Genomic DNA, 24,812 nt, shown 5'->3' on the forward strand with positions numbered 1-24,812 from the left:
TCAGCGCCTCAGGCTGCGACCCCGGCCGATGCCATAGTAGGCCAGGCCGGCTTCCTCGACCACGACGGGATCATAAAGATTGCGGCCGTCGAAGATGGCCGGGTTGCCGAGCATCGAGCGTACGCGCGCGAAGTCCGGACTGCGGAAGGCCTTCCACTCGGTGATGATGGCCAGCACATCCGCGCCTTCCAGGGCCTTGTAGGCGCTGTCGCAGAGGACCAGGTCTGCGCGATCGCCGTAGATGCGGTGAGTTTCCTCACGCGCCTCGGGGTCAAACGCACGCACCTTGGCGCCCGCGGCCCACAACGCCTCCATCAGGTTGCGACTGGAGGCTTCGCGCATGTCGTCCGTATTCGGCTTGAAGGCGAGACCCCACAAGGCAATCGTCTTGCCCGCCAGCTGGCCGTCGAGGTGCTGCGAGATCAGGTCGAACAGCTTGGTCTTCTGGTCGTGGTTGACCGCCTCCACGGCGCCCAGCAGGCGGGCGTCATAGCCGACGCTGCGCGCGGTGCGCTCCAGTGCCTGCACGTCCTTGGGGAAACAGGAGCCGCCGTAACCGGCACCGGGATAGATGAAGTGGTAACCGATGCGCGGGTCCGAGCCGATGCCCTGTCGAACCAGCTCCACGTCGGCGCCCACGCGCTCGGCGATGTTGGCGATCTCGTTCATGAAGCTGATCTTGGTGGCCAGCATCGCGTTCGCGGCGTACTTGGTCAGCTCGGCGGAACGCTCGTCCATCACCACCGTGCGCTCGTGGTTGCGATTGAACGGCGCGTACAGCTTGCGCAGCACATTCACCGCGCGCTCGCTGGAGCTGCCGATGATGATGCGATCGGGGCGCAGGCAGTCTTCGACGGCGTCGCCTTCCTTGAGGAATTCCGGATTGGAAACCACGTCGAATTCGACGGACGCCCCGCGGGCGGCAAGCTCGGCGGCAATCGCCTGGCGCACGCGGTCGGCCGTCCCCACCGGCACGGTCGACTTGTTCACCACCACCGTATAGCGGTCCATGTGCTGGCCAATCGTGCGCGCCACGCCCAGGACATATTTCAGGTCGGCGCTGCCGTCTTCGTCCGGCGGCGTGCCCACGGCGATGAACACGACCTGGCCATGATCGATCGCCGGCGCGGGGTCGGTGGTGAAATCCAGCTGCCCGCTGGCGTGGTTGCGCTTGACGATCGGCTCCAGGCCAGGCTCGTAAATGGGGATTTCGCCACGCTTGAGGCGCTCCACCTTGCCTGCATCGATATCGACGCAAGCCACGTGGTTACCCATTTCAGCCAGGCAGGCACCAGTGACCAGACCCACATAGCCGGTGCCAAAAATGGTGACCTTCATTGTCGCGAGAACTCCCAGAGGCAAGACCACGGATTCTAGCAGGCCGAACGTCGGACACGTTCGGCCTGCCGGTCGTGTCGCTGCCGCGGCGGGCCATCCGGTCCGTGGGCAATCCACCAATAAAAACGGGGCGCGAATCGCTTCGCGCCCCGTCCATGGCCTCAGAGAGTGGCCTGTCGGCGATTACTTCGCGCCGCCCTGCTCGCCAGCCGGCGTCGGGCCGGTCTTGACCAGGGTCACGTCAAAAATGATCGTCGAGTTCGGCGGGAAGCCGTTCTGCGGCTGCGCACCGTAGGCGATGTTGGCCGGGATGAAGAACTTGTAGTGGCCGCCGACCTGCATCAGCTGCATGCCTTCGCGGAAGCCCGGGATCACGCCAGCCAGCGGGATCGAGGCCGCACCACCACCCTCGTGCTTGGACGAGTCGTCAAACACTTCGCCATTGACGAAGCTGCCGACGTAGTTCACCTGCACGGTGTCGCTCGGGCCCGGACGCGCGCCGGTACCCGGGGCGATCACCTGGTACTGAAGACCCGAAGCGGTGGTCTTCACGCCAGCGGCAGCCTTGTTCTTGGCGAGGAAGGCATCACCGTCGGCCTTGTTCTTGGCGGCGACCTGGGTGTACTCGGCCTTGGCCTTGGCCTGCAGGTTGGCGACGAAAGCATCACGGACCTGCTTGGCTTCTGCCTCGCTCATGGTCGGCTTCTGGCCCGACAGCGCCGACTGCAGGGCGCGGGCAACGGTAGCCGGATCCACTTCTTCGCGAACCAGCGGCGGCAGCGAGCTGGCCAGGTCCCAGCCAACCACGTAGCTGGCCTTGGTCTTGTCGACCGTGCCTGCCGCCGGAGCAGCAGGGGCAGCAGCGGGCTTGGCTGCCTGTGCGTACACGCCAGCGGTCATGCCCAGTGCAACAGCCAGCGCGGCCGCCGTCAGCGTGGGACGCAGAAAATGCTTCATTAGAAACTCCCTCGTATTTGGATGTGCCGGCACGACCGGACTGGCCCCCCCGGTGGAGGCAGGCCCTGCATTGTGCGGCGCTTGTTGAGTCTTGGCAACGATGCCAGGGCTGCGACCGTCAGGGGCCATTAAAAGTTTCAACTTGGGGCACAAATATCGCGTTTTTTTGCGAATTTTTATCTAATTTTCACTTACGAATGCCCGTCTTCCGAGCGACCCGGCTTGTCCAGCGTATCCCGCAGGGCTGCCTGCAGTCGCGCATGCAGCTGCACCAGGATCCGCCACAGCAGCCACGCCAGCAGCAACAGCACGAGGATCAGCACCAGTGCGACCTGGCGCGGCGGCAGGATCGTCGATGCCAATGCGGCGACCAGCAGGCCGAGCACCCACATCGTCGCCAGCGGAATGATGCGCGCCAGCACCGCGCGGATACGCATGTTGTACGTGCCGCCGATACGCTCGGGAATGCCCAGTTCCGCCAGCAACATGCCCAGCGCCGAGGCCTTGCGATAGGCCGCCACGATCATGGGCAAGGAGATCAGCGCCGCGATGGACCACGCCAGGCTTCGCTTTACTTCGGGCCGGTCGGTCAGCACATCCCAGTGGAAGAATCCGCGCCGGTAGAGAAACGACATGATCAGGAATGCCGCCACTACCAGCATCATGTTGATGATCACGTGCCACACCAGGCGCCGGATCATCTTCGCCACCGTCGCGCCCTGTCCGCTCAGGCTGAGGCTGCCCATCCAGTCGGTATAAGCACGCAGCACGCCGGTGAGCCCTTGCGGCAGGCGCCGGCCCAGCAGGCTGGCCAGGGGATCGGAAGCGCGGATGAGATAGGGCGTGAGGAAAGTGGTGATGGCCGACACAGCGACCGCCACGGGGTACAGGAAGCCGCTGGTCACCTTGAGGGTCAGTCCCAGCGAGGCAATGACGAAGGAAAACTCGCCGATCTGCGCCAGGCCCATGCCCACGCGCAACGAGGTGCGTCCGTCATTGCCGGCCACGAAGGTGCCGAAGCTGCAGGTGATGACCTTGCCCAGCACCACCACCACGGTTACCACCGCGATGGGCAGCCAGTATTCCCGGAGCATGGCCGGATCGATCAGCATGCCGATCGCCACGAAGAACACGGCGCTGAACACGTCGCGGACCGGGCCGATAATGCGCTCGACGCGCTCCACGCTGGCCGACTCGCCTACGATCGCGCCGATCATGAAGGCACCCAGCGCGACGCTGTAACCCATCTCGCTGACCAGCAGGCAGAAGCCAAAACACAGGCCCAGCACGGCCACCAGCAGCACGTCGTCGCGGCTCACCCTGGCGATGTAGTCGACCACGGGCGGCACCAGCAACAGGCCGACCACCAGCGATACCGCCATGAACAGCGTGAGCCTGCCGACCGCAGCCATCGCCTCATGGGCCTCCAGGCCGCCCGTGCTGGCGATGCCGGTCAGCAGTGCCATCAGCACGATGGCCAATACGTCCTCGATGATCAGGATGCCGAACATCAGCTGCGCGAAGCGCTCGCGCTTGAAGTCCAGGTCATCGAGCGCCTTCATGATGATCGTGGTCGAGGACATCGACAGCATCGCGCCGAGGAACATGGCGTCCATCGACTTCCAGCCGAAGAAGCGCCCGATCTCGTAGCCCAGCCAGAGCATCAGCACGATCTCGCACAAGGCCGCCACCAGCGCCGCGCCGCCGACTTCCCGCAGCTTCTTCAGGCTGAATTCCAGGCCCAGGGCAAACAGCAGCAGGACCATGCCCACGTCGGACAGCGTGCGAATGCTCTGCTCGTCGTGAATGAAGACAACGGGAAACGTGTACGGCCCCACCAGCACGCCGGCGATGATGTAGCCGAGCACGACCGGCTGGCGCAGGCGCTGGAAGATCACGGTCGTCAGGCCCGCAACCAGCATGACGGTCGCCAGGTCCTGCATGAAGTGCAGATCGTGCATCGAAGAAACCCGTGGGGACGTCTGGCAAGACTAGCAACCAGGCACTCGAAGCACAGCCCATGGCGTCGGCCGCATGGTCGAATGGGCGCGAAAGACGATGCGTGCGACACTCGCTGCCTGTCGGCATCGGCGTAACTGCTTGTTGTGATTCACCGGTGAAAATTATTTGAAAATTTTTGGTGGCGAATGCTTGACGAAATCGTGATCCCGACCTATTCTTTCGGGCTTCCAGAGGCACGGGGCCATAGCTCAGCTGGGAGAGCGCCTGCATGGCATGCAGGAGGTCGGCGGTTCGATCCCGCCTGGCTCCACCAAATTAGATACGTCCCCATCGTCTAGAGGCCTAGGACATCACCCTTTCACGGTGGCGACCGGGGTTCGAATCCCCGTGGGGACGCCACTCTAACGGCAGACCGGGTTCCGGCGAAGCTGCAAGAGTGGTCAAGGATGAAATCTGTTGGTGCAGTACTGGAAGCAGTAAAAATGTGGAGCGGTAGTTCAGTCGGTTAGAATGCTGGCCTGTCACGCCGGAGGTCGCGGGTTCGAGTCCCGTCCGCTCCGCCACTTTACAAAGAGCCCGCCATTGGCGGGTTTTTTGTTGCCTGCGATTTGTCGCCGCGGCGACCGCCCCGGGGCGCCATCCCCTGCCCCAGGCCACCGATATCGGGATGACTCGCGCGACAGGCGGGCCGGTGTCGGTCCAGGCTTGCACTAGCCGGGCGGATCATCAGCCCAGTGATGGTCTTCCAGCCGCTCCAGCGTGCCTTTCGAATGCCCCTGCTCGGCCAGGTACTCCAGCCAGCGCGAGAGGAATCCGTTCATGCGCAGCCGGTGCTGCAGCACCGTATGGGCGGGAGGGAACGGCCCCAGCACCTGCCACAGGTGACGCCCGGGGTGGCAATGCAGCGCCTCGGCCACGTGCGCATCGGTGTACATGCGCAGCTGCGCCGATGGCGACGGCTGTCCCGTGTGCGCATCGACGAAGTTGTAGGTGAGCTCCAGCTCCAGCGTGTAGGGGTGCCGCTCCTGCAGCTGCAACCGCACATCGAGTCCGTCATCCACGCTGGACAGGTAGAAGCCGGGCGCCAGTTCCTGCGGCGCAAACAACCTGGCCAGCCGGTGGTAGTTCTCCGCATACAGCCCCATCAGGAAGCCGAAGCGTCCCGGGAGCAAAGCGTTGCGGCTGTCCAGTACGGCACTCATGGGCGGTGGAGGCTCCTCTAGAACATGGTCCGCTCGATACCGAAGCGGTCGAAGATCTTGCTGGCTATCTCCTCGATGGAGACATGCGTGGTGTTCAGATTGGGAATGCCTTCCCGACGCATCAACTTGTCTGCCTGCGAAAGCTCCCAGCGGCACTGCTCCAGTGTTGCGTAGCGACTGTTGGCGCGCCGCTGCTCGCGGATCTGCGCCAGTCGCTGAGGATCGATGGTGAGACCGAACAATCGATCCTTGTAAGGGCGCAGGCGCGCCGGCAGTTCCAGCTTGTCCAGGTCGTCGTCGGTCAAGGGATAATTGGCGGCGCTGACGCCGTAATGCAAGGCCATGTAGAGGCAGGTCGGCGTCTTGCCTGAACGCGACACGCCGACCAGGATCAGGTCCGCCTGCGCGTAGTCCACGTCGATGCCATCGTCATGTGACAGCGCATAGTTGGTGGCGTTGATGCGGGCCTCGTACTTGTCGAAGTCGACCAGGCCGTGCGAACGATTGACCATGCCCGAGCGCTTGGCGCCCAGCTCTTCTTCCAGCGGCCCGATGAAGGGCGCGAACACGTCCAGCATCAGCGCCCCGCTCTCTGCCACGATGTCGCACAGGTCGCGCGAGGCCATGGTGTTGACCACGATCGGACGCTCGCCGGTTTGCGCGTAGCGGGTCTTGATGCGCAGCGCCGCCGCCTCGGCTTTATGCGCGTCGTCGACGAACGGCAGGCGATGCTTGTCGAACTGAACCCCTTCGAATTGGGCAAGAATGCTGTTGCCGATCGTCTCGGCAGTAATACCAGTGGAATCGGAGATGAAAAAAACCGTTCGCTGCATAGGTAACCCGAAATCCCTGACTGTTCCCTGGCACCACCTTAGCGCAACGCGAAAAGCCTGTCTTTGCTTGACTCCTGCCTGACTGGTATGCAGCTGGCGCGGGTTTTTCCCCGAATGGTCTTCTTGTGCTCCGCACCATCGACAGCGGACAATACCAGTTCTTTGTAGCCCGGTTTTCGGGATTTGCCCGGACGCGCCGCTTCCCTTTGATAGACACACGAGCTCTTGAGGAGACTCCCTTGAACGATCTGGTGCTTTGGCTCGACACGCTGCGCATGACCGACCTGGGCAAGGTGGGCGGCAAGAATGCGTCGCTCGGCGAGATGATCGGCAACCTCGCCAAACTCGGTGTGTCCGTGCCCGGTGGCTTTGCCACCACCGCTGATGCGTTCCAGCAATACCTCGACAAGAGCGGCGTGGCCAAGCGCATCCAGGCACGCCTGGCGACGCTGGACGTGGATGACGTCGAGGCCCTGACCGCCGCGGGCAAGGAGATCCGCGAGTGGGTCACCGAAACGCCGCTGCCGGCCGAGCTCGACCAGGCCATCCGCGATGCCTACATCAAGCTCTGCAAGGACGCCGGCGCCGAGAACATCGCCGTCGCCGTGCGCTCCTCCGCCACCGCCGAAGACCTGCCGGACGCCTCTTTCGCGGGCCAGCAGGAAACCTTCCTCAACGTGGTCGGCATCGAGGACGTGCTGCACAAGGTGAAGGAAGTGTTCGCCTCGCTGTACAACGACCGCGCCATCGCCTACCGCGTGCACCAGGGCTTCAAGCACGAGGACGTGTTCCTCTCTGCCGGCGTGCAGCTGATGGTGCGCTCGGACGTGGGCGCCTCCGGCGTGCTGTTCACGCTGGACACCGAGTCGGGCTTCCGCGACGTGGTATTCGTCACCGGCAGCTACGGCCTGGGCGAGATGGTCGTGCAGGGCGCGGTCAATCCGGATGAGTTCTACGTGTTCAAGCCCACGCTGAAGGCCGGCAAGCCGGCGGTGCTGCGTCGCAGCCTGGGCGCCAAGCAGCTGCGCATGGTCTATTCGAACCAGCCCGGCGAGCGCGTGCGCATCGAGGACACTCCGGCCGAACTGCGCAACCGCTTCTGCATCAACGACGAGGACGTGCAGGAACTGTCGCGGCAGGCGCTGGTGATCGAGCAGCATTACGGCCGCCCGATGGACATCGAGTGGGCGAAGGACGGCAACACCGGCAAGCTCTACATCGTGCAGGCGCGCCCGGAAACGGTGAAGTCGCGTGCCCACGCCACCCAGCTCGAGCGTTTCCACCTCAACGAAAAGGGCATCGTGCTGGCCGAAGGCCGCGCCATTGGCCAGAAGATCGGCGCCGGCAAGGCGCGCGTGATCCGCTCGCTGGCCGACATGAACAAGGTGCAGCCGGGCGACGTGCTGATCGCCGACATGACCGACCCCGACTGGGAGCCGGTGATGAAGCGCGCAGCCGCCATCGTCACCAATCGCGGCGGCCGCACCTGCCACGCGGCCATCATTGCCCGCGAGCTGGGCGTGCCCGCCGTGGTCGGCACCGGCAACGGCCTGGACGTGATCCCCGACGGCGCCGAAGTCACCGTGTCCTGCGCCGAGGGTGACACCGGCATGATCTACCAGGGCATGCTGAAGTTCGATCGCGTCACGGCCGACCTCGGCGACATGCCCGAGGCGCCGCTGAAGATCATGATGAACGTGGCCAACCCCGAGCGCGCGTTCGACTTCGGCATGCTGCCGAACGCCGGCATCGGCCTGGCTCGCCTGGAAATGATCATCGCCAGCCATATCGGCGTGCATCCCAAGGCCTTGCTCGAGTACGCCAAGCAGGACGCCGAGACGAAGAAGAAGATCGACGAGCGCATGGCGGGCTATGCCGACCCGGTGTCGTTCTACGTCGATCGCCTGGCCGAAGGCATCGCCACCATCGCTGCCTCGGTGTACCCGAAGCCGGTGATCGTGCGCCTGTCCGACTTCAAGTCGAACGAGTACGCCGGGCTGATCGGCGGTTCGCGCTACGAGCCGCACGAAGAGAACCCGATGATCGGCTATCGCGGCGCCAGCCGTTACGTCGACCCGGGCTTCGCCGAGTCGTTTGGCCTGGAGTGCAAAGCGGTCAAGCGCGTGCGCGAAGTGATGGGCCTGGACAATGTGTGGGTGATGATCCCGTTCGTGCGCACGCTGGGCGAAGGCCGCAAGGTCATCGAGGTGCTGGCCAAGAACGGCCTCAAGCAGCGCGAGCACGACCTCAAGGTCATCATGATGTGCGAGGTGCCGTCCAACGCGCTGCTCGCCGACGAGTTCCTCGACATCTTCGACGGCTTCTCGATCGGCTCCAACGACCTCACCCAGCTGACCCTGGGCCTGGACCGCGACTCCTCCATCGTGGCCAACCTGTTCGACGAGCGCGACCCGGCGGTGAAGAAGCTGCTGGCCCTGGCCATCAAGACGGCCCGCGACAAGGGCAAGTACGTCGGCATCTGCGGCCAGGGCCCGTCCGACCACCCGGACCTTGCCGAGTGGCTGATGGACCAGGGCATCGAATCGGTATCGCTCAACCCCGACACCGTGGTCGACACCTGGCTGCGCCTGGCCAAACGCAAGACGGCCTGACGAGTTCGACAATCAGGGGGCGGTGGCGACACCGCCCCCTGTGCCTGGCTTCAGGGCAGGCCTCCCCTGGACGGCATACCCCCGCGCGACGCTGAACTTTGCGCTGGCGCCGCAGTCCCTAGTCCACGCCACCGGCACGCCTTGCCGGCATCGCCAAGGGGACCACCATGCGAGCCATCCCGGGCCTGATTTCCCGCAACAAGGGCTTCCTCACCTTCATGCTCTGCATGGTGGTGTTTCGCAGCGCCATCGCGGACTGGAACGTGGTGCCCACGGGCTCGATGCAGCCGACCATCCAGATCGGCGACCGCATCGTCGTCGACAAGGCCGCTTACGACCTGCGCGTGCCGCTCACCCATATTTCGCTGCTGCACCGCGCCGATCCCCGCCGCGGCGATATCGTCGTGCTCGATTCGGCCGCCGCCGGGGAACGCCTGGTGAAACGCGTGATCGGTATTCCGGGCGACCAGGTCGCGCTTGTGCAGAACCATCTCTACGTCAACGGAAAACCCGCCAGTTACCGGCCGATCGCCGTGCAGGGCATCGGCGACGACCGCGAGGACCCTGCCAGCTACGCCGACGAGAGCGTGGCGGGCATGCAGCACCACGCCGTTCGCTGGTCCCTCGCCCAGCAGGGCCACAGCAACGACTTTGGCCCGGTCGCCGTGCCGGCGGGCCAGTACCTGCTGCTGGGCGACAACCGCGACAACAGCGCCGACTCGCGCCAGTTCGGCTTCTTTCCCCGCGGCGAGATCACCGGTCGCGCGTTCCGGGTCGCCGTCTCGCTGGATCCGGCCAACCACTACCTGCCCCGCAACGGCCGCTGGGGCGCATCCCTGCAATAGGCGCGCGCAAATTTCGCCAGACCAGTTGTCACCACGCCCTGCACCGCGTAATATTGCCGGCTCGCGTAGACCGCGCGCACCGTTTTTGGAGAGGTGGCAGAGTGGTCGAATGTACCTGACTCGAAATCAGGCGTACGTGTAAGCGTACCGTGGGTTCGAATCCCACCCTCTCCGCCAGTAAAACAAAACGCCCCCTAGTGGGGCGTTTTGTTTTGCTGATGGTGACGGCGGGGACGAGAACCCACCGGTTCGACAAATTCGTCTGGAACGAATTTGGACAGCCGCAGGCTGGCCCCGCAGCGCGCAAGCGCGGAGGGGTTCGGTCCACGGATGGACCGAACAATCCCACCCACCTCGCGGCGCTCGGCTTTTAAGCATGAGTGACCCCACAACTCCCAATCCTTCTTTACGCATTCATCCCACATCCGTCATGCTCGCATCGCATCGCCACACCAGGCATCCCATGATCGAGTTCGGACACGGAACCCACGTCGGCTTGCGCCGCACGCGCAACGAAGACACTTATTACGCCGACGCCTCGCTCGGCCTGTTTCTGGTGGCCGACGGCATGGGTGGCCATCAGCACGGCGAAGTGGCCTCGGCGCTGGTGCGCGACGCCGTGGCCGACCTGGTGGCACGCGGCCACAGCCTCGTCGAAGCCATCCGCGCCGCCGACGAACGACTCATCCAGCACAGCCGGGGTTTCAATGACCCGCGCCCGATGGGTACGACCATCGCCGCGCTGCGCCTGCATGCCGACAGCTACGAAGTGGTCTGGGTTGGCGACAGCCGTGTCTATCTCTGGCAGAAGAACCTGCGGCAAGTGAGCCACGACCATTCGCTGGTCCAGGAGCTGGTCGCCGCGGGCACGCTCGATCCGGCGCAGGCTGCTCGTCACCCGCAGCGCAATGTGATCACGCAGGCACTGGGCATCACGGCGGCGGAGCAGTTGCACATCGGCATGGCGCGCGGGCGACTGGAGCCCGGCACGTGCTTCCTGCTGTGCAGCGACGGCCTCACCGAAGAAGTCACCGACGCCGCCATCGCGAGCGTGGTCTCGCGCCAGGACCTGTCCGCGCAGGAATGCGTGGAGCACTTGCTGCTCGCCGCGCTGGATGGCGGCGGCAGCGACAACGTCACGGCGATACTCACGCGTAGCAACTGAGGCCCGGAAGGGGTCAGCTGCCCGCTTCCTCGCGCCGCCACACGCTGGTTCCGCCGGCGCTCTTGTCCAGCGCATCGAGGCGACGCTCGTGCACGAGCCGCTCTTCCTCGGTCGCACGCAACACGCGCGGACGGCGATCGAGCACCATCGGCGCCAGCGCAACCGTCGGCCCCTGTTCCTGCGAGCCCTCGAAGCCAAGGTCGAGCACGACCTGCCCCGAGGTCATCGCCAGGTAGACCTCGGCCAGCAGCTGGGCGTCGATCAGGCCGCCGTGCAGGTCGCGCGCCGAGTTGTCCACGCCCAGGCGCTTGCACAGCGCATCGAGGCTGTTGCGCTGCCCGGGATAGCGCTCGCGCGCCATCACCAGCGTATCGAGCACGTTGCATCGATCGGCGATGCGTCCGTAGTGCTCGCCAGCCCGCGCCAGTTCCGCGTCGAGGAAACCGACGTCGAAGGTCGCGTTGTGGATGATCAGCTCGGCGCCATCGATGAAGGCAAGGAATTCCCCGACCACGTCGGGGAAACGGGGCTTGTCGAGCAGAAACTCGTCCTCGATCCCGGTCACCTGGCGAGCGCCTTCGTCGATCGCGCGATCGGGGTTGAGATAGGTCTGGTAATGGCGGCCCGAGGGGCGCCGCCCGATCATTTCCACGCAGGCGATTTCGATCAGGCGATGGCCCTGCCGCACTTCCAGGCCGGTGGTCTCGGTATCCAGCACGATCTGTCTCATGCCTTGCTCCTGTACTGCTCGGCCTGTTCGCGCGCGGCCACGTCGACGCGTTCGTTCTCTGCGTGACCGTTATGGCCCTTCACCCAATGCCAGCGGACGGTATGCGGCTCGACGGCAGCGGACAAGCGCTGCCACAGGTCCTGGTTCTTCACCGGCTTCTTGTCGGCGGTACGCCAGCCGTTGGAGCGCCACTTGGGCACCCATTCCTCGATGCCCTGCATGACGTAGCGCGAATCGGTGGTGAGCACGACCGTGCACGGTCGCGTCAGCGCCTCGAGCGCGGCGATGGCCGCCATCAGTTCCATGCGGTTGTTGGTGGTGGCAGGTTCGCCGCCGGCGAGCATGCGCTCGGTGCCCTTCGCGCGCAGCAGTGCTGCCCAGCCGCCTGGCCCGGGGTTGCCCAGGCAGGCACCATCCGTAAAAGCTTCCACTTCAGTCATCGTTGCCCATCAAAAAGTTCGGTAGTCATCAGTGCGCGACGTTGCGGCGCGCGCCAGGCGCCAGCCCCACGTTGACGGGGGACGGCACGGCCTTGGGCTTGAGGCGTATCGGCGCGGACATGCGTCGCCGCTTGCGCGCGATGAGCAGGTAGCCGCCGCCGAAGGCGTGCGTGGCATCCAGGCCGGCGCTGCTGCTGGGCCACAGGCGTCCCACGCGCTCCACCCGCTCGATGTCGAGTTCGATCCGTCGCACCCAGCGCTCCAGCAGCAGCGGCGATCGCATCGCCGGCGCATGTCCGCGGGTACGCCACATCATCCACGGCAGCCACGCGCTGAACGGATGCAGGCCGGTGAGCGCCAGCACCCCGCCGGGGGCCAGCACGCGCGAGGCTTCCTCCAGCAAGGCGAGCGGCGCCGGCGCTACCTCCAGTGCGTGCCGCAGCAGCACCAGGTCGAAGGCGTCGTCCACGAACGGTAGCGGCTCGTCGGAGCGAGCGCGCAGGTCGCCGTCGTAACGGCCCTGGTTGATCCTCAGGCGCGTCCAGTTGCCCAGCAAGGGCAGCACCGGGGGTGCGTCTTGCCGCGCTGCACTGACCATCAGCGCATGCGTGCCGCTGCAGCGTTGCAGTTCGGGCACCAGGGCCACCGTCTCTTCCGCCAGCAGGCTGCGCAGAGGGGCGCTGGTATAGATGTCTTGGTCGCGCTGCGACATGCCTGAACGGCCCGGACTGGATGAATGCCGACAGTGTACCGGCAGCCACCCGGAACGTGTCCGGGTTTGCAGCGGGACTACCAACCCGTGCACGAGTCTGAATCAGCTAACCGGCCGTTAACGTCTCACTAACGAGTGCGCCGCCGCCCCCCTTTATAGTCGGGCACTTCGCGCAAGCCAGGATGCCTGCGTCAGTCGATACGAAACCGCGGAGGCGATCTCCTTGCACGTCGTACCGTTACCGGCGCTTGCCGACAACTACATTTGGCTGCTGCATGACGATGCCGGCCAGGCCATCGTCGTCGATCCGGGTGAAGCCGCACCGGTCGAGCTGGCGCTCAGGCAACGTGGACTCCAGCTCCGCGCGATCCTGCTGACCCACCATCACCAGGACCACATTGGCGGCGCCGAGGACCTGCGTTCCCGTCACCAGGTCCCCGTGCATGCGCCGCACGACGAACGGATCACCAGCGCCACGAACCGCGTCGGCGACGGCGACGTCGTGCACGTCGACGAGCCGGCCGCACGCTTCGACGTGATCGCCGTACCGGGCCATACGATGACCCACATCGCGTATGCCGGAGAAGGCGTCCTGCTGTGTGGCGACACGCTTTTCAGCCTTGGCTGCGGCCGCCTGTTCGAGGGCACGCCGGCGCAGATGCTCGCATCGCTCGATCGCCTCGCCGCCCTTCCGGGCCACCTGCAGGTCTGCTGCGGCCACGAATACACGGCTGCGAACGGCCGCTTTGCGCAGACGATCGAGCCGCACAATCCCGCACTGGCCGCCCGCCAGCAGCAAGTGGCGAGCCTGCGGGCGCACGAGCGCCCGAGCCTGCCGGTCGCGCTGGAAACCGAGCGCGCGACCAATCCCTTCCTGCGCACGGACAGCGACGCCGTCATCGCATGGAGCCAACGCCATGGCGTGGATGGCGATCGCGTTGCACGCTTTGCCGCGTTGCGCGCCAACAAGGATGTCTTCCGCGGATGACCATGCGACGCCTTCGTCCCCTGCCCCTTGCCCTGTCGGTACTGCTGGCCGCCTGCGCCACGGCACCGTCGCCGACGTCCAGGCCCCAGGCAGTCACCCCTGTGCAGGCGCCAAAGACCGCGCCGGTGCATGACCTCGCCCGTCCGGCTGCCAGCGTGGCCACTCCCGGCGACAACGCCAATGTCTGGGATGCCTTGCGCGGCAGCTTTGCGATGGCCGATTGCGACGCTGACCCAGGCATCATGGAGTGGGCCAGGCGCTATACGCAAAACCCGGAGCGCTTCGAAAACCAGATTGGCGAGGTCGCCCCGCGAATTGCCTACGTGCAACAGGTCGCCGCCAGGCATCACGTCGCCGGCGAATTCGCGTTGCTGCCATGGGTGGAAAGCCAGTTTCGCCCGGTGCCAGGCGGCAAGAACATGCCGGCCGGGATGTGGCAGATCATGCCGGCGACCGCCAACGCGCTGGGCATCCAGGTCAACAAGAATTTCGATGGCCGCATGGACGTACCGGCCGCCACCGACGCCATCATGGCGTTGCTGAGCCGCTATCACGACGACCTCGATGACTGGCGCATGGTCGATTACGCGTTCAATGCCGGCGAGTTCGGCATGAAACGGATGATCGACCAGCACGGCGCTCCGCCCGCCGAACCTGTCATTCCGAAGATGCCGGTCAAGCGCGTGACGCGCGAACACCTGGTCAAGCTGCTGGCTATCGCCTGCGTCATCCGTGAACCCGCGCGTTTCAACGTAAGCCTGCCCACCCTGCCCTCCGAGCAGCGCCTGGTTGCGGTCAACGTGAACAACTCCATGCCCATGGCGCATGCAGCGAGCCATGCGGGCATGTCGCCGGAAGACCTGAAGGAGCTCAATGCAGGCTTTCGCAACGGCGTGGTGGATACCAGCGCCGCGGCCTACCTGCTGATGCCCAGCAGCCACGCGCAGCAGTTCCGCAGCTCGTTGCTCGCCGACAACAACGACGGCGACATGCAAAGCGTGTCGGGCACTGCCGTGCTGCCGCCGCTGGGCGCCGTCCTGAATGCCGCCACCGATGACAGCCAGTCGGCGCCATCCTCGCCCAAGAACTCGCGGCACGCGACCGCTTCGGGCAAGACGCACACCGTCAAGGCAGGCGAAAGCCTGTGGAGCATCGCCAAGCGCTATGCGGTCGACATCAGGCAGCTGGAGCAGTGGAACCATCTGGCGGGAACCAGCGTGAAGCCGGGCCAGGTCCTCAAGGTCAGCGCGCCCGGTTGACGGCACGCAGGACAGGCGGCGCCCGCCTTCCCGCGCGCTGCTAGACTGATTCAACATGCCAACCGGGCGCGCGCAACGCCCCTCGGGAGGACGCATGGGATTCCTGCACGGCAAGCGAGCCCTGGTCGTGGGCATCGCCAGTCAGCGCTCCATTGCATGGGGCATCGCCAATGCCATGCACCGCGAAGGCGCGCAGCTGGCTTTCACCTATCAGAACGAGCGACTCAAGGACCGCGTCGACGAGGCGGCCAACGCTTTCGGCTCGAACATCGTGTTGCCGTGCGACGTGGCCGAAGACCGCCAGATCGACGATCTGTTCGCTGCACTCGGCCAGCATTGGGAAGCCCTGGACATCCTCGTGCACTCCGTCGGGTTCGCGCCCCGCGAAGCCTTGCAGGGCGGTTTCCTCGACCACCTGACGCGGGAAAACTTCACCGTCGCCCACGACATTTCAAGCTACAGCCTGGCGGCCCTGGCCAAGGCCGCACGCCCCATGATGAGCGGTCGCGGCGGCGCGATCCTCACCCTCAGCTACCTTGGCGCCGAACGTGCGATGGACAGCTACAACGTGATGGGGCTGGCCAAGGCGAGCCTCGAGGCCAATGTCCGCTATCTTGCGTTCAACCTTGGCCCGGAGGGCACCCGGGTCAACGCCATCTCCGCCGGCCCGATCAAGACCCTCGCCGCGGCCGGCATCGCCAACTTCCGCCGGATGCTCGATCACGTCGACCAGCACGCGCCCTTGCGGCGCAGCGTCACGATCGACGAAGTGGGGAATGTCGGTGCCTTCCTGTGCTCGGACCTGGCGTCCGGCATCACCGGTGAAATCACCCACGTGGATGCCGGCTACAACATCCTGGGCATGGCCGACATCTGAGCTTGTGCCATGTGCAAAAAAAGGGCGCCCCGAGGGAGCGCCCTTTAGACGGACGAACCGCAACCCGCGCTTACATGCGGTCCGTGGCGATCTTGATTTCGGTATTGGCCTTCAGCGACTCGATGAACTCGTGCGCCGCCAGCGCGCTGTACGCCTGCGACATGCCATCGTTCAGGGCCTTGCGCTGGTCCGCCGGCACCTTGGACAGGTCACCGTCCTGCACCTTGTCGACGCCAACCAGCGCGTAGCTTCCGTCGCGCAGCGACACCCGCGCGAACTGGGCCTTGCCGGCGGCCGGATGCGGCAACAGGAAAGCCTGTTCCAGCACTTCCGGCGGCAGGTCCGGCTGCACGCGAACGGCCGCCGCCACCGTCTGCACGGCAGCGCCCGCGGATGCCGCGACCGCCTGGATGTCCTCGCCCTTCTGCAGGCGAGCCAGCAGGCCATCGGCACGCTTCTGCGCCTCGGCGGCGAGTCGCTCGTCGACGATCTTCTGGCGCACCTGGTCGCGCACGTCGGCCAGCGGACGCGCCGCGGCCGGCACGTGCTTGTCGACGCGCACCACGACCGCGCGGTTGGAACCGAGGTCGATCAGGCCCGAGTTGTTGCCCTGCGCGAGCACATCGTCGGAGAAAGCCGCAGCGGCCAGCTTCGGATCGGCGGTGATGCCCTCACCACCCTTGCGCGAGAACAGGCCGGTGGCCTGGATAGGCAGGTTGAGCACCTGCGCTGCCGGCTCGAGCGACGAGGGATTCTGGTAGGTCTGGTCGGTCAGCTTGCCGGCCAGTTCGCTGTAACGACGATCACGCTCGTTGGCCTGGTAGTCCTTGGCGATCTGCTCGCGGACTTCGGCAAAAGGCTTGGCTTCGCCGCTGCGAACGTCGCGCAGCCACAGCACGTGATAGCCCTCGTCGGACAACACAGGCTTGGAAATCTGGCCCTTCTGCAGCGCGAACAGGGCGGAGTCGAAGGCCGGGTTCGTCACGCCCTTTTCCAGCCAGCCCAGGTCACCACCCGAGCGCCTGGAACCCAGGTCTTCCGACGACTGCTCGGCCAGCTTGGCGAAGCTGTCCGGGGTCGCCTCGCTGGCGATCTTCTCCGCCTTGGCCAATGCCGCCTTCTGCTGGTCCGGCGTGGCGTTCTTCGGCACGTTGACCAGGATGTGCGACACCAGGCGCTGCTCAGGCTGCACGAAGCGCTGCTTCTGGTCCTCGTAGCGCTTCTTGAGCTCGTCTTCGCTCGGCTGCGCATCCACCTTGAGGTCGGCGCCGTTGACTTCGATGTACTTCAAGGACACCTGCTCGGGGTTCATGAAGTCGGCCTGGTGGTCCTTGTAGTAGGCCTCCAGCTGCGCATCAGTGACCGTCGTGTCGGTCTGCGCCGGGCGCGGCAGCGCGAACCAGTGCAGGTCGCGGCGCTGGAAGAACAGGGCCAGGTAACGATCCATGTCGGCATCGGTGACGATGGTGCCGGCCGCGATGGCCTGCGGCAGCAGGCCCGGCTCGAGCATCGCCCGACGGCTCGCCTCGAAGGAGGCGGGCGTCATGTTCTGGGAGGCCAGGATGGCGCGGTAGGTGTTCGGGTCAAACTGCCCGTTGACCTGGAACTCGCGCATCGAGGCGATCATGTCCCGCAGCATGACCGAAGACACCTTCATGCCCAGCTGGTCGTTGGCCTGGCGCAGCAGCTGCTCGTTGATGAGCTGGTCGACGATCTGCCGCTTCGTTTCGGGCCGCTCGAACACGGAGCCGTCGAAGCGGTCGCCAAGCCGGGCCATCGCATTGCGGCGCGCCTCGTTGGTGGCTTCCTGGTAATCCCGCTGGGTGATCTCGTGCTTGCCGACCATCGCCACGTAGGTGTCGGTCCGCGAGCTGAAATACGACTCGATGCCGAAAAACGAGATAGCGAAAACGCAAATGCCCAGAATGACGATGGATGGCCATCCGTGAAGCTTGTTACGCAGTGCCTGCAGCATGGAAATATCCCGGCTTTCGTTGTTCTGCGCACCAGGTGCGCAGCGCTTAAATGACAAGGGCGCCACACGGGCGCCCTTGCGAACTGTGGCGGAGCGGACGGGACTCGAACCCGCGACCTCCGGCGTGACAGGCCAGCATTCTAACCGACTGAACTACCGCTCCGCATGTTTCTGGTGGGTGCTGTAGGGATCGAACCTACGACCCTCGCCTTGTAAGGGCGACGCTCTACCGCTGAGCTAAGCACCCGAAACTAAGCAAGTAGCCGCTTAGTTTAGGGCATCCTTCAGGGTCTTGCCAGCCTTGAAAGCCGGAACCTTCGAGGCCTTGATCTTGATCGTCTCATTGGTGCGCGGGTTGCGGCCGGTACGGGCAGCGCGCTTGCGCACGGTGAAGGTGCCAAAGCCAACGACCGACACATCGTCACCCTTTTTCAGCGCCTTCTGCACGGTCTCGAAGAAAGCCTCGAGAGCACGGCCGGCGTCAGCCTTGGTGAGTTCGGCCTTTTCGGCGATGGCGTTGATCAGATCGGTTTTATTCATTGAGACACTCCCTTAAACGGTTATGCAGCCCGCGTGGTCAGTCTGGGACCAGACGGCACGCTTCGATGACTGGCCACCGAGGTACCGCCAAGCAACCCCGCATCACTGCGCATCGTGCTTGGCGTCAGGCTGCGGTGTCGCCTTTATACCAGTGGCCCCAAGGGTCCGCAATGACAAGCAATACCAAGGGTTCCCACGGTTCATCGTGGTCGGTGAATGCTTGCAAACCGCGGGGTGAAACGCTAGGAGCAAACAACTCCCCAAGGTGACCTTTCAATGAAAAACGGGCGGATAACCGCCCGTTTTTCGGTGACTTGCATCACGGATCAATGTGGCCGCGCGTACGACTCCTGCGAATCGTCCTGCGTGTCGTCGATCGGCGCCTCCACCTTCGGCTTGGCATTCTCCTCGACCGCCTGCAGGGGCTGCAGCGGCCGCTCGAGCGCGATGTCGAGCACTTCGTCGATCCAGCGGACCGGGAGAATGTCGAGCGACCCGGTGATGTTGTCCGGAATGTCCGCAAGATCCTTCTTGTTCTCGTCCGGGATGATCACCGTGGTGATGCCGCCACGATGCGCCGCGAGCAGCTTTTCCTTGAGACCGCCGATGGGCAGCACCCGGCCACGCAGGGTGATTTCGCCCGTCATCGCCACTTCGGATCGCACCGGCACCTTGGTCAGCGCCGACACCAGCGCCGTGCACATGGCGATGCCGGCGCTGGGGCCGTCCTTCGGCGTCGCGCCTTCGGGCACGTGGATGTGGATATCGAACTTCTGGTGAAACTCCGGATCGATGCCCAGGCGATCGGCGCGCGCGCGCACCACCGACAACGCGGCCTGGATCGATTCCTTCATCACGTCGCCCAGTTGCCCGGTGTTGACCAGGCGACCCTTGCCCGGCACCACGGAGGCTTCGATGCTGAGCAGGTCGCCACCCACCTGGGTCCAGGCCAGGCCGGTCACCAGGCCAACCTCGTTCTGCAGTTCCTTGCGGCCGAAATCGAAGCGACGCACGCCCAGGTACTGCTCCAGGTTGCCGGAGCTTACCTGGATGGCCTTCCTCGCCTTGGCCGTCTTTACGGCCGCCGGCGCCTTCTTCGCCTCGGACTTCTTCTTGCCCACCTGGGCCAGCGTCAGCTCCTTCACCACCTTGCGGCAGATCTTGGAAATCTCGCGCTCGAGGTTGCGCACGCCCGATTCGCGCGTGTAGTAGCGCACGATGTCGCGAATGGCTTCCCCGTCGACACCCAGCTCCTCGGCCTTCAGGCCGTTGGCCTTCAGCTGCTTGGGCAGCAGGTATTTCTCCGCGATGCCGAGCTTCTCGTCCTCGGTGTAACCCGGGATGCGGATCACTTCCATGCGGTCGAGCAGCGGACCGGGAATGTTGAGCGAGTTGGCCGTGGCGATCCACATCACTTCCGAGAGGTCGAGGTCGACTTCCAGGTAGTGATCGTTGAATGCGTGGTTCTGCTCCGGATCGAGCACTTCCAGCAGCGCCGATGACGGGTCGCCGCGGAAGTCCATCGACATCTTGTCGATCTCGTCCAGCACGAACAGCGGGTTCTTGCTGCCGACCTTGTTGAGGTTCTGCACGATGCGGCCCGGCATCGAACCGATGTAGGTGCGGCGATGGCCACGGATCTCGGCCTCGTCGCGCACGCCACCCAGGCTCATGCGAACGAACTTGCGATTGGTCGCCTTGGCGATGGACTGGCCCAGCGAGGTCTTGCCCACGCCCGGGGGACCGACCAGGCACAGGATGGGACCGCGCATGGTGTTGACGCGCTGCTGCACGGCGAGGTACTCGAGGATGCGCTCCTTGACCTTCTCCAGGCCAAAGTGATCGGCATCGAGCACTTCCTGCGCCAGCTGCAGGTCCTTGCGAACCTTGCTGCGCTTCTTCCACGGTACGCCGACCAGCCAGTCCAGGTAGTTGCGCACCACCGTGGCCTCGGCCGACATCGGCGACATCTGGCGCAGCTTGCCGAACTCCTGGCGGGCCTTGGCCAGCACGGGCTTGGGCATGCCGGCGCCGTCGATCTTCTTCTGCAGTTCCTCGATCTCGTTCGGGCCTTCCTCGCTCTCGCCGAGCTCCTTCTGGATGGCCTTCATCTGTTCGTTGAGGTAGTACTCGCGCTGGCTCTTCTCCATCTGCGACTTCACGCGGCCGCGGATGCGCTTCTCCACCTGCTGCAGATCCATCTCGCCATCGACCAGGCCGATCAGCAACTCGAGGCGCTGCCCGACGTCGGCGGTTTCCAGCACCTTCTGCTTGTCGGCCATGCGTACCGAGAGGTGGGCCGCGATCGAATCGGCGACGCGCGACGGATCGTCGATGCCGGACAACGTGGCCAGCACTTCGGGCGGAAGCTTGCGACTCTGCTTGACCAGCTGCTCGAACAGCGAGATCAGGGTACGCGACACCACGTCGAGCTCGCGCTCCTTGTCGCTGTAAACCGGCTCGATGATGCGCGAGGTGGCGCTGAGCATGCCGCCGTCTTCGTGGTAGTCCTCGACGTTGACGCGCGCCTGCCCCTCCACCAGCACCTTGACCGTGCCATCGGGGAGCTTGAGCAATTGCAGGACACCGGCCAGCGTGCCGACCTCGTGCAGATCGCCGATGGCCGGGTCGTCGATGTCCGGGCTCTTCTGCGCGACCAGCAGGATCTGGCGCTCGCCCTCCATGGCCCGCTCCAGCGCGCGCATGGATTTGTCGCGTCCGACAAACAGCGGAATGACCATGTGCGGGTAAACCACCACGTCACGCAGCGGCAGCACCGGCAGGGCGTCAAGCACGGCGCCGGTGGCCTGGGGATTGGGGGTGTTCTTTGCCATCGAAGAGGGACCCTCAGGGATGAATTCTATGTCTTGGCCCGACACTGCGCCGGGGCCATCTGTACGTCAAGTGGTGGTGAACGAGCACGCACACAAGTGCATGAGGAACCTCAAAAACGCGATGGCCCCGGCAATTCTGCCGAGGCCACCGGGATCATGCGGGCGTCCTGTGCGAGGTCAGGCAGCGTCGCCGCCCTCGCCAGCCGCACGCGGCTGCTTGAGGTTGCCGCGATAGATCAGGTACGGCTCGGCCTGCCCTTCGATGACCGCATCGTCCACGACCACCTTGCTGACGTGCTCCAGCGAAGGCAGCTCGTACATCGTGTCCAGCAGCACCTGCTCGAGGATCGTGCGCAGGCCACGCGCGCCGGTCTTGCGCTTGAGCGCCTTGCGGGCGATGGCCTGCAGGGCCTCGGGGCGGAACTCCAGCTCGACGCCTTCCATCTCGAACAGCTTCTTGAACTGCTTGGTGACGGCATTCTTCGGTTCGGTGAGGATCTTCACCAGCGCCGGCTCGTCCAGCTCGTCCAGCGTCGCGACCACCGGCAGGCGGCCGACGAACTCGGGGATCAGGCCGTAACGCACCAGATCGGACGGCTCGACGTCCGACAGCACCTTGCCGAGATTTTCCCGACGTTCCTTGCTGCGCACTTCGGCCGAGAAACCGATGCCGGTGGTTTCGGAACGCTGCTGGATGACCTTTTCCAGCCCGGCGAACGCGCCGCCGCACATGAACAGGATGTTCTTGGTGTCGACCTGCAGGAATTCCTGCTGCGGATGCTTGCGGCCGCCCTGCGGCGGCACCGAGGCCAGGGTGCCCTCGATGAGCTTCAGCAGCGCCTGCTGCACGCCTTCGCCGGAAACGTCGCGGGTGATCGACGGGTTCTCGCTCTTGCGCGAGATCTTGTCGATTTCGTCGATGTAGACGATGCCCGACTGCGCCTTGTCGACGTCGTAGTCGCACTTCTGCAGCAGCTTCTGGATGATGTTTTCCACATCCTCGCCCACGTAACCCGCCTCGGTGAGGGTGGTGGCGTCGGCGATGGTGAACGGCACGTTGAGCAGGCGCGCCAGCGTTTCGGCCAGCAGCGTCTTGCCCGAACCGGTCGGACCGATCAGGAGGATGTTGGACTTGCCCAGCTCGACATCGTCGCTCTTCTGGCGCGATTCCATGCGCTTGTAGTGGTTGTACACCGCCACGGCCAGCGCCTTCTTGGCGCGGGTCTGGCCGACCACGTACTGGTCGAGCGTCTCCATGATCTCGCGGGGCTTGGGCAGCTGGCTGCGCCCGGAGGCGGCCTTCTCCTCCAGTTCCTCGCGGATGATGTCGTTGCAAAGCTCTACGCACTCATCGCAAATGAACACGGACGGACCCGCGATCAGCTTGCGCACTTCATGCTGGCTCTTGCCACAGAAGGAGCAGTAGAGAATCTTGCCGCTGTCGTTGGAACGGCCCTGCCGCTCGTCGCTCATGCTTTCATCCTGCTGATAAATCGATTGCGGTTTGAGAATAGCACAGCGTTCCGCGTCTGCATCGAGACGCGGAACGCTGGCAAACCACGGGCCAAATGCCTGAAATCAGGCCGATTTCACCGTTTCAACGGCGCGACGGTCCAGGACCGAGTCGATCAGGCCGTATTCCTTGGCCGCCTCGGCGCTCATGAAGCGGTCGCGCTCCATGTCCCGCTCGATCTTGTCGAGCGGCTGGCCGGTGTGCTGGACATAAATGTCGTTCAGGCGGCGGCGCAGGTACAGGATTTCCTGGGCCTGGATCTCGATGTCGGTGGCCTGGCCGCGGGCGCCGCCCGACGGCTGGTGGATCATCACCCGCGAATTGGGCAACGAGTACCGCTTGCCCTTGGCGCCAGCCATCAGCAGCAGGGACGCGGCGCTGCAGGCCTGGCCGATGCACATCGTGCTGACGTCGGGCTTGATGAACTGCATGGTGTCGTAAATCGCCAGCCCGGCGGTGACGGCACCGCCCGGGCTGTTGATGTACAGATGGATGTCCTTGTCCGGGTTTTCCGATTCAAGGAACAGCATCTGCGCGACCAGCAGGTTGGCCACCTGATCGTTCACCTCGCCCACGAGGAAGATCACGCGCTCCTTCAGGAGGCGCGAATAAATGTCGTACGAGCGTTCGCCACGGGCGGTCTGCTCGACGACGATCGGTACCAGGTTGAGGTTCTGGATCGGGTCCATGGCCATGCTTGTCGCTCTCCGGTTGATTGGCCTGAAGGATGCCTCAGGCGCTGACCGGGCGCATCACTTCGTCGAAGCCCAGGTTCTGCACGGTGGTGCTGGCGTGATCCGCCACCCACTCGGCTACCTGGTCTTCCATCACGCGGTTCTGCAGCCCTGACATCAACTGGGGGTCGCGGTTGTAGAGTTCAATGACCTTTTCCGGCTCCTCGTAGGTCGAGGCGATGGCGGCCAGCTGCTCGGCAATGCGGCTGCGATCGATGACCAGCCCCTGCTTGCGGGCAATCTCACCCATCAGCAGACCGGCGATGACGCGCTTGCGGGCGATCGGCGCGGCGGCCTCGACCAGCTGCGGCGGCACCTGCTGGCCGCGCGGCACGCTGCCCTGCGCCAGGCTCTGGGCTTCGGACTGCACCATGACGTTCGGCACGTCCAGATCCGGGTAGGCGTTGGCGAGCTTCTCGGCCACTTCGGACTTCAGGCGCGCCATCAGGGTGGCCTTCAGTTCGCGCTCGAGGTTGGCGCGCACTTCCTTGCGGAACTTCTCCAGGTCGCCATCGGCGATGCCGAACAGCTGGGCGAATTCGCCGTTCACTTCCGGCAGCTTCGGCTCCTGCACCTTGATGACCTTGAAATGGACCTGGGCCTGCTTGCCGGCGAGGTGCTCATTGCGGAAATCGGCCGGGAAGTCGATCTCGGCGTCGAACTCGTCGTCGGCCTTGCGACCGGCCAAGGCTTCATCCAGCGCCTTGAACAGGTTGCCCGAGCCCAGCACGCTGCCGGCGCGCTCCAGGCCTTCGGCCGGGAAGCGGTAGTCGCCGGCCTGCGCCGAGTACTCGAACATCACGAAATCGCCATCGGCCGAGGCGCGCTCGACCGGCTCGAAGCTGCGGCGCTGCAGGCGCAGCGTCTCGATCATCTTTTCGATGTCGGCATCGGCCACCTCGGCCACCGGGCGGGAGATTTCCAGCCTGGCGACGTCGACTTCCGGGAATTCCGGCATCACCTCGAAGGTGGCGGTGTAGGCAATTTCGCCTTCTTCCGGACGGCCGGTGGTGTTGATCGACGGGTTGGCGATCGGGCGCAGGTTCTCCTGCTCCACGGCCTCGCGCAGCGTGCTGCCAATGAGGTCCGAGAGCACTTCACCGCGCACCTGGTCGCCGAAGCGCTGCTGGATCACCGTGGTCGGCACCTTGCCCGGGCGGAATCCCTTGAGACGCACCGTGCGCCCCATCTCGGCGATGCGAGCGCTGACCTGCGACTCGAAGCGCTCGGCGGGAAACTTCACCGTGAGCTTGCGCTCGAGCTTGCCGACGTTTTCAACCGAAACCTGCATGACGT

The 24,812-nt window shown here is 64.9% G+C and carries 20 protein-coding genes and 6 tRNA genes; 10 read left to right on the forward strand and 16 right to left on the reverse strand.

Features of this window, described 5'->3' with window-relative positions:
- The 3 genes from ACXU4B_RS05245 to ACXU4B_RS05255 all read right to left on the reverse strand — a co-directional run bounded on the left by ACXU4B_RS05245 (nucleotide 1) and on the right by ACXU4B_RS05255 (nucleotide 4,256).
- Nucleotides 1-1,338, reverse strand: a complete 1,338-nt coding sequence (locus ACXU4B_RS05245) for a UDP-glucose dehydrogenase family protein (RefSeq protein WP_131408413.1) — start codon at nucleotides 1,336-1,338, stop codon at nucleotides 1-3.
- Between the two features lie 183 nt (nucleotides 1,339-1,521).
- On the reverse strand, nucleotides 1,522-2,295 hold the full coding sequence (locus tag ACXU4B_RS05250; protein WP_131408415.1) for an FKBP-type peptidyl-prolyl cis-trans isomerase: 774 nt from the start codon (nucleotides 2,293-2,295) through the stop codon (nucleotides 1,522-1,524).
- A 191-nt stretch (nucleotides 2,296-2,486) separates the two neighbouring features.
- Complete coding sequence (locus tag ACXU4B_RS05255; protein WP_131408417.1) at nucleotides 2,487-4,256, reverse strand: cation:proton antiporter; 1,770 nt, start codon at nucleotides 4,254-4,256, stop codon at nucleotides 2,487-2,489.
- A 238-nt stretch (nucleotides 4,257-4,494) separates the two neighbouring features.
- Here ACXU4B_RS05255 and ACXU4B_RS05260 point away from each other — a divergent pair.
- From ACXU4B_RS05260 to ACXU4B_RS05270, 3 genes are all read left to right on the forward strand, one after another.
- A tRNA-Ala gene (locus ACXU4B_RS05260) sits at nucleotides 4,495-4,570 on the forward strand.
- A 10-nt stretch (nucleotides 4,571-4,580) separates the two neighbouring features.
- Nucleotides 4,581-4,656: transfer RNA gene (locus ACXU4B_RS05265), tRNA-Glu, on the forward strand.
- An 87-nt stretch (nucleotides 4,657-4,743) separates the two neighbouring features.
- Nucleotides 4,744-4,820: transfer RNA gene (locus ACXU4B_RS05270), tRNA-Asp, on the forward strand.
- Nucleotides 4,821-4,967: 147 nt separating this feature from the next.
- On the opposite strand, the gene ACXU4B_RS05275 is transcribed toward ACXU4B_RS05270, so the two are convergent.
- Together ACXU4B_RS05275 and ppsR are read right to left on the reverse strand one after the other, a co-directional pair.
- The gene (locus ACXU4B_RS05275) at nucleotides 4,968-5,459 is read right to left on the reverse strand and encodes a DUF1249 domain-containing protein (RefSeq protein WP_131408419.1); all 492 of its coding nucleotides are present in this window, start codon (nucleotides 5,457-5,459) and stop codon (nucleotides 4,968-4,970) included.
- A gap of 17 nt (nucleotides 5,460-5,476) precedes the next feature.
- The gene (ppsR, locus tag ACXU4B_RS05280) at nucleotides 5,477-6,292 is read right to left on the reverse strand and encodes a posphoenolpyruvate synthetase regulatory kinase/phosphorylase PpsR (RefSeq protein WP_131408421.1); all 816 of its coding nucleotides are present in this window, start codon (nucleotides 6,290-6,292) and stop codon (nucleotides 5,477-5,479) included.
- 239 nt (nucleotides 6,293-6,531) lie between these two features.
- Here ppsR and ppsA point away from each other — a divergent pair, with 239 nt between their 5' ends.
- The 4 genes from ppsA (at nucleotide 6,532) to ACXU4B_RS05300 (ending at nucleotide 10,914) form a co-directional block, all read left to right on the forward strand.
- Nucleotides 6,532-8,904: a phosphoenolpyruvate synthase gene (ppsA, locus tag ACXU4B_RS05285; RefSeq protein ID WP_131408423.1), complete on the forward strand. Its 2,373-nt coding sequence runs from the start codon at nucleotides 6,532-6,534 to the stop codon at nucleotides 8,902-8,904.
- Nucleotides 8,905-9,071: 167 nt separating this feature from the next.
- A complete protein-coding gene (gene lepB / locus ACXU4B_RS05290; protein WP_131408425.1) occupies nucleotides 9,072-9,749 on the forward strand; it encodes a signal peptidase I in 678 nt (225 codons plus the stop codon).
- Between the two features lie 87 nt (nucleotides 9,750-9,836).
- Nucleotides 9,837-9,926: transfer RNA gene (locus ACXU4B_RS05295), tRNA-Ser, on the forward strand.
- A 286-nt stretch (nucleotides 9,927-10,212) separates the two neighbouring features.
- Nucleotides 10,213-10,914, forward strand: coding sequence for a PP2C family protein-serine/threonine phosphatase (locus ACXU4B_RS05300; RefSeq protein WP_131408427.1), 702 nt, complete (start codon nucleotides 10,213-10,215; stop codon nucleotides 10,912-10,914).
- Between the two features lie 13 nt (nucleotides 10,915-10,927).
- Here the strand turns inward: ACXU4B_RS05300 and dnaQ are convergent, their stop codons facing one another.
- Genes dnaQ through ACXU4B_RS05315 form a run of 3 tightly spaced genes read right to left on the reverse strand, consistent with a single transcriptional unit; the run spans nucleotide 10,928 to nucleotide 12,796 of the window.
- Nucleotides 10,928-11,644: a DNA polymerase III subunit epsilon gene (dnaQ, locus tag ACXU4B_RS05305; RefSeq protein WP_131408429.1), complete on the reverse strand. Its 717-nt coding sequence runs from the start codon at nucleotides 11,642-11,644 to the stop codon at nucleotides 10,928-10,930.
- Nucleotides 11,641-12,084 carry a ribonuclease HI gene (gene rnhA / locus ACXU4B_RS05310; protein WP_131408430.1) on the reverse strand — a complete coding sequence of 148 codons (444 nt, stop codon included), beginning with the start codon at nucleotides 12,082-12,084 and terminating at the stop codon, nucleotides 11,641-11,643. Before rnhA ends, dnaQ begins: the two co-directional genes overlap by 4 nt.
- Nucleotides 12,085-12,112: 28 nt before the next feature.
- The gene (locus ACXU4B_RS05315) at nucleotides 12,113-12,796 is read right to left on the reverse strand and encodes a methyltransferase domain-containing protein (protein ID WP_131408432.1); all 684 of its coding nucleotides are present in this window, start codon (nucleotides 12,794-12,796) and stop codon (nucleotides 12,113-12,115) included.
- Nucleotides 12,797-13,019: 223 nt separating this feature from the next.
- Between ACXU4B_RS05315 and gloB the strand changes: the two genes are divergently transcribed.
- The 3 genes from gloB (at nucleotide 13,020) to ACXU4B_RS05330 (ending at nucleotide 15,920) form a co-directional block, all read left to right on the forward strand.
- A complete protein-coding gene (gene gloB, locus ACXU4B_RS05320) occupies nucleotides 13,020-13,784 on the forward strand; it encodes a hydroxyacylglutathione hydrolase (RefSeq protein ID WP_131408434.1) in 765 nt (254 codons plus the stop codon).
- A gap of 2 nt (nucleotides 13,785-13,786) precedes the next feature.
- On the forward strand, nucleotides 13,787-15,043 hold the full coding sequence (locus tag ACXU4B_RS05325; RefSeq protein ID WP_338069376.1) for a LysM peptidoglycan-binding domain-containing protein: 1,257 nt from the start codon (nucleotides 13,787-13,789) through the stop codon (nucleotides 15,041-15,043).
- Nucleotides 15,044-15,137: 94 nt separating this feature from the next.
- The gene (locus ACXU4B_RS05330; protein ID WP_131408436.1) at nucleotides 15,138-15,920 is read left to right on the forward strand and encodes an enoyl-ACP reductase FabI; all 783 of its coding nucleotides are present in this window, start codon (nucleotides 15,138-15,140) and stop codon (nucleotides 15,918-15,920) included.
- A 70-nt stretch (nucleotides 15,921-15,990) separates the two neighbouring features.
- Here the strand turns inward: ACXU4B_RS05330 and ACXU4B_RS05335 are convergent, their stop codons facing one another.
- The 8 genes from ACXU4B_RS05335 to tig form a co-directional block, all read right to left on the reverse strand.
- Complete coding sequence (locus ACXU4B_RS05335; RefSeq protein ID WP_131408439.1) at nucleotides 15,991-17,895, reverse strand: SurA N-terminal domain-containing protein; 1,905 nt, start codon at nucleotides 17,893-17,895, stop codon at nucleotides 15,991-15,993.
- 86 nt (nucleotides 17,896-17,981) lie between these two features.
- Nucleotides 17,982-18,058: transfer RNA gene (locus ACXU4B_RS05340), tRNA-Asp, on the reverse strand.
- A gap of 9 nt (nucleotides 18,059-18,067) precedes the next feature.
- Nucleotides 18,068-18,142 (reverse strand) — tRNA-Val (locus tag ACXU4B_RS05345).
- A gap of 20 nt (nucleotides 18,143-18,162) precedes the next feature.
- Nucleotides 18,163-18,435, reverse strand: a complete 273-nt coding sequence (locus tag ACXU4B_RS05350; protein ID WP_019465590.1) for an HU family DNA-binding protein — start codon at nucleotides 18,433-18,435, stop codon at nucleotides 18,163-18,165.
- A 326-nt stretch (nucleotides 18,436-18,761) separates the two neighbouring features.
- Entirely contained in the window at nucleotides 18,762-21,269 is a 2,508-nt protein-coding gene (gene lon / locus ACXU4B_RS05355; protein WP_131408441.1) for an endopeptidase La, read from the reverse strand.
- Nucleotides 21,270-21,446: 177 nt separating this feature from the next.
- Nucleotides 21,447-22,742, reverse strand: coding sequence for an ATP-dependent Clp protease ATP-binding subunit ClpX (gene clpX / locus ACXU4B_RS05360; protein WP_131408443.1), 1,296 nt, complete (start codon nucleotides 22,740-22,742; stop codon nucleotides 21,447-21,449).
- A 105-nt stretch (nucleotides 22,743-22,847) separates the two neighbouring features.
- Nucleotides 22,848-23,477 carry an ATP-dependent Clp endopeptidase proteolytic subunit ClpP gene (gene clpP / locus ACXU4B_RS05365; RefSeq protein WP_131408445.1) on the reverse strand — a complete coding sequence of 210 codons (630 nt, stop codon included), beginning with the start codon at nucleotides 23,475-23,477 and terminating at the stop codon, nucleotides 22,848-22,850.
- Between the two features lie 37 nt (nucleotides 23,478-23,514).
- On the reverse strand, nucleotides 23,515-24,807 hold the full coding sequence (tig, locus tag ACXU4B_RS05370) for a trigger factor (protein WP_131408447.1): 1,293 nt from the start codon (nucleotides 24,805-24,807) through the stop codon (nucleotides 23,515-23,517).
- Nucleotides 24,808-24,812 lie beyond the last annotated feature (5 nt).

This window comes from Dyella soli, assembly GCF_054482295.1.

Bases quoted from the DNA above. Each gene is read 5' to 3' on its own strand.
- ACXU4B_RS05245 (WP_131408413.1), bottom strand. From the start codon at position 1,338: ATGAAGGTCACCATTTTTGGCACCGGCTATGTGGGTCTGGTCACTGGT.
- ACXU4B_RS05250 (WP_131408415.1), bottom strand. From the start codon at position 2,295: ATGAAGCATTTTCTGCGTCCCACGCTGACGGCGGCCGCGCTGGCTGTT.
- ACXU4B_RS05255 (WP_131408417.1), bottom strand. From the start codon at position 4,256: ATGCACGATCTGCACTTCATGCAGGACCTGGCGACCGTCATGCTGGTT.
- ACXU4B_RS05275 (WP_131408419.1), bottom strand. From the start codon at position 5,459: ATGAGTGCCGTACTGGACAGCCGCAACGCTTTGCTCCCGGGACGCTTC.
- ppsR (WP_131408421.1), bottom strand. From the start codon at position 6,292: ATGCAGCGAACGGTTTTTTTCATCTCCGATTCCACTGGTATTACTGCC.
- lepB (WP_131408425.1), top strand. From the start codon at position 9,072: ATGCGAGCCATCCCGGGCCTGATTTCCCGCAACAAGGGCTTCCTCACC.
- ACXU4B_RS05300 (WP_131408427.1), top strand. From the start codon at position 10,213: ATGATCGAGTTCGGACACGGAACCCACGTCGGCTTGCGCCGCACGCGC.
- dnaQ (WP_131408429.1), bottom strand. From the start codon at position 11,644: ATGAGACAGATCGTGCTGGATACCGAGACCACCGGCCTGGAAGTGCGG.
- rnhA (WP_131408430.1), bottom strand. From the start codon at position 12,084: ATGACTGAAGTGGAAGCTTTTACGGATGGTGCCTGCCTGGGCAACCCC.
- ACXU4B_RS05315 (WP_131408432.1), bottom strand. From the start codon at position 12,796: ATGTCGCAGCGCGACCAAGACATCTATACCAGCGCCCCTCTGCGCAGC.
- ACXU4B_RS05325 (WP_338069376.1), top strand. From the start codon at position 13,787: ATGCGACGCCTTCGTCCCCTGCCCCTTGCCCTGTCGGTACTGCTGGCC.
- ACXU4B_RS05330 (WP_131408436.1), top strand. From the start codon at position 15,138: ATGGGATTCCTGCACGGCAAGCGAGCCCTGGTCGTGGGCATCGCCAGT.
- ACXU4B_RS05335 (WP_131408439.1), bottom strand. From the start codon at position 17,895: ATGCTGCAGGCACTGCGTAACAAGCTTCACGGATGGCCATCCATCGTC.
- ACXU4B_RS05350 (WP_019465590.1), bottom strand. From the start codon at position 18,435: ATGAATAAAACCGATCTGATCAACGCCATCGCCGAAAAGGCCGAACTC.
- lon (WP_131408441.1), bottom strand. From the start codon at position 21,269: ATGGCAAAGAACACCCCCAATCCCCAGGCCACCGGCGCCGTGCTTGAC.
- clpX (WP_131408443.1), bottom strand. From the start codon at position 22,742: ATGAGCGACGAGCGGCAGGGCCGTTCCAACGACAGCGGCAAGATTCTC.
- clpP (WP_131408445.1), bottom strand. From the start codon at position 23,477: ATGGCCATGGACCCGATCCAGAACCTCAACCTGGTACCGATCGTCGTC.
- tig (WP_131408447.1), bottom strand. From the start codon at position 24,807: ATGCAGGTTTCGGTTGAAAACGTCGGCAAGCTCGAGCGCAAGCTCACG.